Source organism: Robinsoniella sp. RHS (assembly GCF_001029355.1).
GTDB classification, from domain to species: Bacteria; Bacillota; Clostridia; order Lachnospirales; family Lachnospiraceae; genus Robinsoniella; species Robinsoniella peoriensis.
In genome coordinates this window covers 1-7,898 of sequence record NZ_JNGB01000171.1, presented here as the reverse complement: position 1 = coordinate 7,898, position 7,898 = coordinate 1, and the positions used below count along the sequence as shown (strand labels likewise).

Here is a 7,898-nt window from a genome sequence, read left to right as displayed (position 1 = left end):
AAGTTGTACCACAAGGCCGGATTTGTTGAAAAATGTATTGAAGAGTGTGATGATATTACGCTTTGGTTCCACAATGGAAAATATGTGGTAAAGGCATTAGAGCTTAAGAGAAATTATGTTCCGCTGACTCCGGAACAGCAGACAATCTATGATAATCCCAGTGGAATTGTTGATATAAAGACGAAAGAAGAAACAGTGACAAAAGCAGTTCCTAAGTTAGAAAAGGAAATTCTGAAAGGGATGCCGGAGACACAAGAGGAAGCGTTGGCGGCTAATATAATTGCAGCTACGGAGCGGGAGATTGCAGCGTCTGTAGCAATGCATAAGCAAGAGTCAGACAACTATGGCAGACAAGATAATTATGCGGATGAAGAAGAGATGATTCGTCAGTATACACCTGTGAAAGAGGCACTTCAGGAAGAAAATAAAGGAAAACCAGAGTCAATTCAGGTACTTCCGGCATATAATACAGCAGATTTGCAAATGGAGCTGGCTAAAAATATGCGTGAAATTTTATCAGGAATTAAGAAGCCTAAAGAGGAAGACGAAGTGAATCCTGCTACCGTTATAGGAGATACCGCTGATGAAGAAGTTTCCGAAATGGAAGCGGAAGCACAGGAAGCTGTTTATTCGGAGGATCAGGAATTCAGAGGAATTTCTATCGATGATGTACTTACTTCTATGAGTGGTGTGGAAGACGACGAAGTATCGGATGAGGAAGATGCCGGGGACGAAGAGGCATATGATGAAGAAGATACGGAGGATTTGGATGACCTGGATGATATTGATTCGGAAGAATATTTTGATGAAGAACCGGAAGATGATTCAGCAGAAGAATTAGATGACGAAGAAGATCTGGATGACGGCATGGAAGATGAAGAGGATTTTGACGGGGAACTGGATGCAGAGGATATGGATGCAGACGAAGAACCGTTAGATGAAGAATCGTTAGATGAAGAACTGCCGGAATATGATGCAGATTTGGAATATGATCCGGAAGAAGAAGGTTCTGAGGAGCTGGATGAAGATGCAGAAGAATATGAGTATGAAGAGGAAGCGGAAGCAGACGCTGAATACGAATATGAGGAAGAACCGGAAGATGTAGTCGAATATGAATATGATGAAGATGCGGACGAAGGCATTGAATATCAGGATATAGAAGCAGCAGAAGCGCAAGAGCCTGTTTTGCCGGAAGTAGAGATGCCGGAAGAGATACAAATGCCGGAAGTAGAGATGCCGGAAGAGATACAAATGCCGGAAGAGATACAGATGCCGGATGAAATTCAAATACCGGAAGAGATAGAAATGCCGGAAACAGATGATCCCGGTGCTACGATTGATCTGTCAGCGGCCATTGAGGCGGCGGCAAATACGGCTCATCTTCATTCCGATATGACGAAGAAAGATCAGATGTTATCTGATGTGGAAGAAAGCGTACATAGAGTTGCATCAGATCCGATGTATCATCCCGCACCGGAACTGAATGCACATGTACCTATGACGCTTACACAGTCACAAAAGACGACGCTTGGATTCTTTGCATGGATAAAAGGGCTGGATGCTCAGCTTGCCCATGCTATCTCCAAAATCAGAGAAGGTAATTTCGGATCCGGTAATTCAAAGGTCGGAAATGTGGTGATAACAGGGGATGCAGGAAGCGGGAGAACGACCCTTGGCATTAACCTTGCGAAGGTAATCAGCCAGGAGAAACACCAGAGCTCAGCGAAGGTGGCTAAGATCTATGCGGAAGATTTTAATAAAAAGGATATACCGGCTACTATAGCGAAGATTGCAGGCGGCACGCTGATTATTGAGGAAGCCGGGGACCTGGATGAAAATGCAGTTGAGATGCTTGCTAAGGCTATGGAATTTAAGACAGACGGCCTCTTAGTTATTCTGGAAGACGAGAAGAGCTATGTGAGAGACCTGCTTGCACGTTATCCGGATCTGGCTTGTAAGTTTAATGTAAATATCACGATACCGATATTTACCAACGACGAGCTGGTGTATTTTGGAAAGACTTATGCCAATGACAAGGATTATCATATTGAAGAACCTGCTGTGGGACTTCTCTATGACCGGATCGGGGAAATTCAGTCGCCGGATCATGCGGTCACGGTAGCGGATGTCAAGGATATTGTAGACAAGGCGATTAAACGAGTTGACCGTATTGGTATGAGAAAATTATTCTCAAGCCTGTCAGGCAAACGGTTTGACGAGGAAGACAGAGTATTGCTTTGTGAGAAAGATTTTAGATAAATTTAAAAGTAAACAGATGAATTACCTGCGGGAAGGAGTTTCTGAAGAGAAGCTCCTTTTTGTTGACATTTTATATACCGAACGGTATAATAATAACATAAGGAGAATTGCAATGGATAATAAACAGTTGATTATGGAAGCTGCATTGGAGTTGTTTTACCACAAGGGCTATGATGCGGTGGGAATACAGGAGATTGTAGAAAAGGCAGGAATTACGAAACCTACGTTATATTATTATTTTGGAAGTAAATACGGGCTCCTGGAAAACTTGCTGAATACACAGTTTGAGGAATTCCGGGCACGTCTGGTGAAGGCGGCTGTATATAAAGGTGATCTTCCCATGACCCTTTATCATCTGGCTTCTGCATTTATTGATTATGCAATATCTCATAAGAAGACCTATATGCTGATGATGGCGCTGTTTTATTCTGCAAAGGACAACGACGCTTATCGCGCGGTTCAGCCGCTGCTGAGTGAGTTTTACCACATCATTGTGGATGTGTTTGAGCAGGCGGAAGGGCAGCTGGGAAATATGAGGGGGCGCCAACGGCAGTTTGCCATTGGATTTATTGGAATATTAAGCCATTATATTTTAGTGGTATGTGATCAGACAGAAATGGAAATCATTGTTAGTGACGACACCAAGCGAAGCCTGGTGCATCAGTTTATGTATGGAATATATTCGTAAAGGAGATTGACGGAAATGAGTAAATGGTATGAAGAGGCAGTATTTTATCATATGTATCCCCTGGGAATGACAGGGGCACCGAAAGAAAACAAAGAAAATGAAATAATTCACCGATTTGAGGAATTATTTGCCTGGTTGGCGCATATAAAAGAAATTGGGTGTACTGCAATTTATATAGGGCCGTTATTTGAATCTACCACACATGGTTATGATACAAAGGATTATAAAGTAGTCGACAGGCGCCTTGGTGACAACGAAGATTTTAAGAAATTTGTGGAGATGGCCCATGGAGAAGGAATCAAGGTGATTGTCGACGGGGTGTTCAACCATACGGGAAGGGAATTCTTTGCATTTCAGGATATTAAGCAGAACAGGGAGAATTCACCTTACCGGAACTGGTATAAGGGTATTAATTTTGGATGGAATACGCCATATAATGACGGTTTCGGATATGAAGCATGGAGAAACTGTTTTGAATTGGTGAATCTGAATCTGTGTGAAGGCGCGGTGCGGGATTATCTGCTGGACGTAATTCGTTTTTGGATTGAGGAATTTGATATTGACGGTATCCGTCTGGACTGTGCAGACTGTCTGGATTTTGACTTTATGAAAGAGATGCGCAGGGTTACGGCAGCTGAGAAAAAAGATTTCTGGCTGATGGGTGAAGTCATCCACGGAGATTACGGTAAATGGGCAAATGATGAAGTCTTACACGCTACTACCAATTATGAACTTCACAAGGGTTTGTATTCCGGGCATAATGATCATAATTATTTTGAAATTGCCCATACGGTCAAGCGTGAGTTCGATGAAAATGGCGGGATCTATAAGGGAAGAACACTGTATTCTTTTGTAGATAATCATGATGTGGACCGCATTATGAGCAAGCTGACGAATAAGGAACACATTAATCCGGTATATACGCTGCTCTATACGCTGCCGGGAATTCCCTCCATCTATTATGGATCTGAATGGGGAATTGAAGGTAAGAAAGAGGGCGGAAATGATGATCCGCTGAGACCGCATCTGGTACTGGAAGAATGTGAGAAGAATAATCAGCATCCTGAAATTATCAGGCATTTAAAAGAGCTTGGTGAAATCCGTAAAGGGAACCAGGCGCTTGCAGGCGGAAAATACAGGGAGCTGGCATTGACTAACCGCCAGTATGCTTTTGCCAGGATCTGGGAGAAGGAAGCGGTTATTGTTGCAGTTAATAATGATGAGAATGCAGCTGTGATGACTATATCATTGCCGGTGGAAGCAAAAAGCTGCATGGATGCTGTTACCGGAGAAGCAGTTGCGGCAGATGGCGGTAAGATTACGGTAGAATTAAAAGCGTGTGGAAGCGTAATTATAAAAATAAACCAGGGGTGAGAAGATGGCAGAGAAAAAGCAGGCCAAAGGAACAGCAAAGAAGGCTGAGAACAAAGGGCTTTTGTTTGGCGATTTAGACCAGTATCTGTTTGGTCAGGGAACACATTATGATATTTATAAAAAATTAGGAGCTCATCCACAGAAAATAGAGGGAAAAGACGGCGTTTATTTCGCCGTCTGGGCACCAAATGCCGCTGATGTGAGTGTTATCGGTGAATTTAACGGGTGGAGTGAAAAAGCACATCCTATGAAGCGTATAGACCCCATAGGAGTGTATGAGGCTTTCATACCTGAGGCGAATGTGGGCAATTTATATAAATATTATATTACTGCCAAAGATGGACGGGGATTATACAAAGCAGACCCATATGGAAATCAGGCGGAAGTGAGACCGGGAACGGCGTCCAGAATTGCGGAAATCAACAATTTCAAGTGGGGAGACTCGGGTTGGATTACAAAACGTGCACAGACGAATCAGGACGAGCAGCCGGTTTCCATTTATGAAGTGCATCCGGGATCCTGGAAAAAGCATCCCCTTAATGACGGAGATGAAGATGGATTTTATAATTATAAGGAGCTTGCCCATGCTCTGGTGGATTATATAAAAGAAATGGGATATACCCATGTAGAGCTCATGGGAATTGCAGAGCATCCGTTTGACGGCTCCTGGGGGTATCAGGTCACCGGCTATTATGCACCCACTTCCCGGTATGGAACGCCTGCAGATTTTATGTATTTTGTGAATTACATGCATAAAAATAAAATTGGTGTCATTCTGGACTGGGTTCCTGCACATTTTCCAAAGGATGCCCATGGACTTGCAGAGTTTGACGGAACCAGTACATACGAATATGCAGATCCCAAAAAAGGAGAACATCCGGATTGGGGAACGAAAGTCTTTGATTTTGGTAAAAGTGAAGTTAAAAATTTCCTGATTGCAAATGCACTTTTCTGGGTGGAGCAGTATCATGTTGACGGATTGCGGGTGGATGCAGTGGCATCGATTTTGTATCTGGACTATGGAAGAGAAAATGGTCAGTGGCTGCCAAATAAATTCGGTGGGAATAAAAACCTGGAGGCAATTGAGTTTTTTAAACATTTGAATACAGTTGTTCTGGGGCGTAATCATGGGACGCTTATGATTGCGGAGGAGTCGACGGCATGGCCGAAAGTAACCGGAAAAGCGGAAGAAGATGGACTGGCTTTTTCGATGAAATGGAATATGGGATGGATGAATGACTTCCTGGAATATATGAAGCTGGATCCTTATTTCAGACAGTATAATCATCATAAGATGACGTTTTCCATGACCTATGCCTATGCTGAGAAATATGTGCTGGTGCTGTCCCACGACGAGGTGGTACATTTAAAATGCTCTATGATCAGCAAAATGCCGGGACAGTATGATGATAAGTTTGCAAATTTGAAAGCAGCTTATTCGTTTATGATCGGGCATCCGGGTAAGAAGCTTTTGTTTATGGGTCAGGAATTTGCACAGTTCCAGGAATGGAGTGAGGCAAGAGAACTGGATTGGTACCTGCTGGGTGAAGAGAGACATGCCCAGATGCAGCATTTTGTAAAAACGCTGCTCCATCTCTATAAAAAGACGCCTGCGCTGTATGACCATGATTATGATCCGGATGGTTTTGAGTGGGTGAATGCAAATGATAATGAAAGAAGTATCTTTAGTTTTATCCGGCACTCACAAAATGGAAAAAGCAATCTGTTGTTTGTAATTAATTTCACACCGGTGGAGAGAAAAGATTACCGGGTGGGAGTGCCCAGAAGAAAACAGTATAAGCTGATTCTGGACAGCAATGCCAAGGAGTTTGGCGGAACCGGTAAAATTCAGCCCGAGACCTTTAAGGCGGTTAAGAAAGAATGTGACGGTATGCCGTATTCCTTTGGATATGAACTGCCGGCCTATGGAGTGGCGGTGTTTAAATTCTAAAGGGAAGTAATCGGTTCCTGGTGAAAAGGCTTGTATATTAAAAAATCAGGGGTGAAATCCATACGAAAGGATTTCACCCCTGATTTTTTTAATATCCCAGGATTTGGAGGCTGTTTATTATCTGGCGGATGAAATCAGAGGGACATTTCTGTGCATGCAATAGGAACTGCCAATAGAGTAAATCCCTTTGGTTCAGGTGTAACGTTTTATCACTTGAATTTAAAGAGTATTTAGTGTTATACTTAAAAGAAGTAGGAGTTTTAGTTAAAAGTTTTACTAAAAGTTTATTCCTAAAATATATCACAGGGGAGGAATATAAAGTTATGGCAACCATTAAAGAAGTGGCAAAAGAATGCGGGGTTTCAATTGCTACGGTTTCTAATATTCTGAATGGGAAGGGACGGGTTGGAGAAGAAACGAAGGAGCGCATTCTAAAGACGGCAAAAGAAATGGGTTATGTGCCAAATATGATGGCGCGGAATCTCAAACAGCGAAACTCCAGAACAATTGGAATCATAACAGAGGATCTGACGGTATTTAACTGTGTGGAGATCGTGGATGGCATTAATGAATATCTGGAAGAGAAGGATTATACGTTTCTTCTCGGGAACTTAAGGCTGTATAAGAAATATGACAATGCTTTTTACCATCATGAGGATTATAAAAAGCAGGTGGAAGAGGAATTCCTGATTATGCAGAGTAAACAAGTGGAGGGGATCATCTATATCGGCGCCCACTGCCGTGAAATTAAAAGTATTCCGGGAGGGCTTAAATGTCCATTGGTTGTGGCATACGGATTTGCAGGTGACCAGCGGATTCCATCTGTTGTATTTGATGATGAGCAGGCAGCGTATGAAGCAACCATGGAACTGATCAGGGGAGGTCATGAACGGATCGGGGTCATATCCGGTGACAAGGACAGTCTTCATACCTTTGGCAGAATGGTTGGACACCAGAAAGCATTATATGAAAATAAACTTTTATTTAACCCTGGGCTGAATGTAACCGGAAACTGGCTGAGAAGTATGGGATATGAGGCGTGCGGGCAACTGATGAAGGAAAAAGTCACGGCTATTTTTGCCATGAGTGATGTAATGGCATTGGGGGTCTATGATTATGCGAATGATCATGGTTTGGAGATTGGGAAGGATATTGCATTAATTGGGTTCGATGACAGGCAGTTCAGCACCGCATTCAAACCGGCACTTACAACAATGGCTCTGCCGCTTCACGAAATTGGTAAAAAGGCAGCAGAAATTGTGGTGGACGAGGTGGAGGGAACGTTGGATGCAAACCAGAGTTATCCCTACAAGATCAGGTGTAAATTGAAGAGAAGACAGTCTGTGGATAAAATGATCTGTAGATAAAATGATCTGTAGATAAAATGATCTGTAGATAAAATGATCTGTAGATAAAATGATCTGTAGATAAAATGATCTGTAGATAAAAGGATCTGTAGATAAAAGGATCTGTAGATAAAATGATCTGTAGATAAAAGGATCTGTAGATAAAATGATCTGTAGATAAAATGATCTGTAGATAAAATGATCTGTAGATAAAAGGATCTGTAGATAAAATGATCTGTAGATAAAAGGATCTGTAGATAAAATGATCTGTAGATAAAAG

5 protein-coding genes are annotated in these 7,898 nt (G+C 42.4%); all 5 read left to right on the top strand.

Going from position 1 to position 7,898, the window contains the following annotated elements; genetic code table 11:
• The coding region (locus RHS_RS27440) for a hypothetical protein (RefSeq protein ID WP_395023602.1) at window positions 1–2,259 on the top strand (2,259 nt) is incomplete at its 5' end.
• Window positions 2,260–2,371: 112 nt separating this feature from the next.
• Window positions 2,372–2,947, top strand: a complete 576-nt coding sequence (locus tag RHS_RS27435) for a TetR/AcrR family transcriptional regulator (protein ID WP_027295334.1) — start codon at window positions 2,372–2,374, stop codon at window positions 2,945–2,947.
• A 15-nt stretch (window positions 2,948–2,962) separates the two neighbouring features.
• Window positions 2,963–4,321, top strand: a complete 1,359-nt coding sequence (locus tag RHS_RS27430; protein ID WP_027295333.1) for an alpha-amylase family glycosyl hydrolase — start codon at window positions 2,963–2,965, stop codon at window positions 4,319–4,321.
• Between the two features lie 4 nt (window positions 4,322–4,325).
• Window positions 4,326–6,272, top strand: a complete 1,947-nt coding sequence (gene glgB, locus RHS_RS27425; protein ID WP_395023601.1) for a 1,4-alpha-glucan branching protein GlgB — start codon at window positions 4,326–4,328, stop codon at window positions 6,270–6,272.
• A 323-nt stretch (window positions 6,273–6,595) separates the two neighbouring features.
• The gene (locus RHS_RS27420) at window positions 6,596–7,639 is read left to right on the top strand and encodes a LacI family DNA-binding transcriptional regulator (RefSeq protein ID WP_027295326.1); all 1,044 of its coding nucleotides are present in this window, start codon (window positions 6,596–6,598) and stop codon (window positions 7,637–7,639) included.
• Window positions 7,640–7,898: the final 259 nt, after the last annotated feature.

What these genes read in the sequence shown, in the direction of transcription:
- RHS_RS27435 (WP_027295334.1), top strand. Translation starts at nt 2,372, where the DNA reads ATGGATAATAAACAGTTGATTATGGAAGCTGCATTGGAGTTGTTTTAC.
- RHS_RS27430 (WP_027295333.1), top strand. Translation starts at nt 2,963, where the DNA reads ATGAGTAAATGGTATGAAGAGGCAGTATTTTATCATATGTATCCCCTG.
- glgB (WP_395023601.1), top strand. Translation starts at nt 4,326, where the DNA reads ATGGCAGAGAAAAAGCAGGCCAAAGGAACAGCAAAGAAGGCTGAGAAC.
- RHS_RS27420 (WP_027295326.1), top strand. Translation starts at nt 6,596, where the DNA reads ATGGCAACCATTAAAGAAGTGGCAAAAGAATGCGGGGTTTCAATTGCT.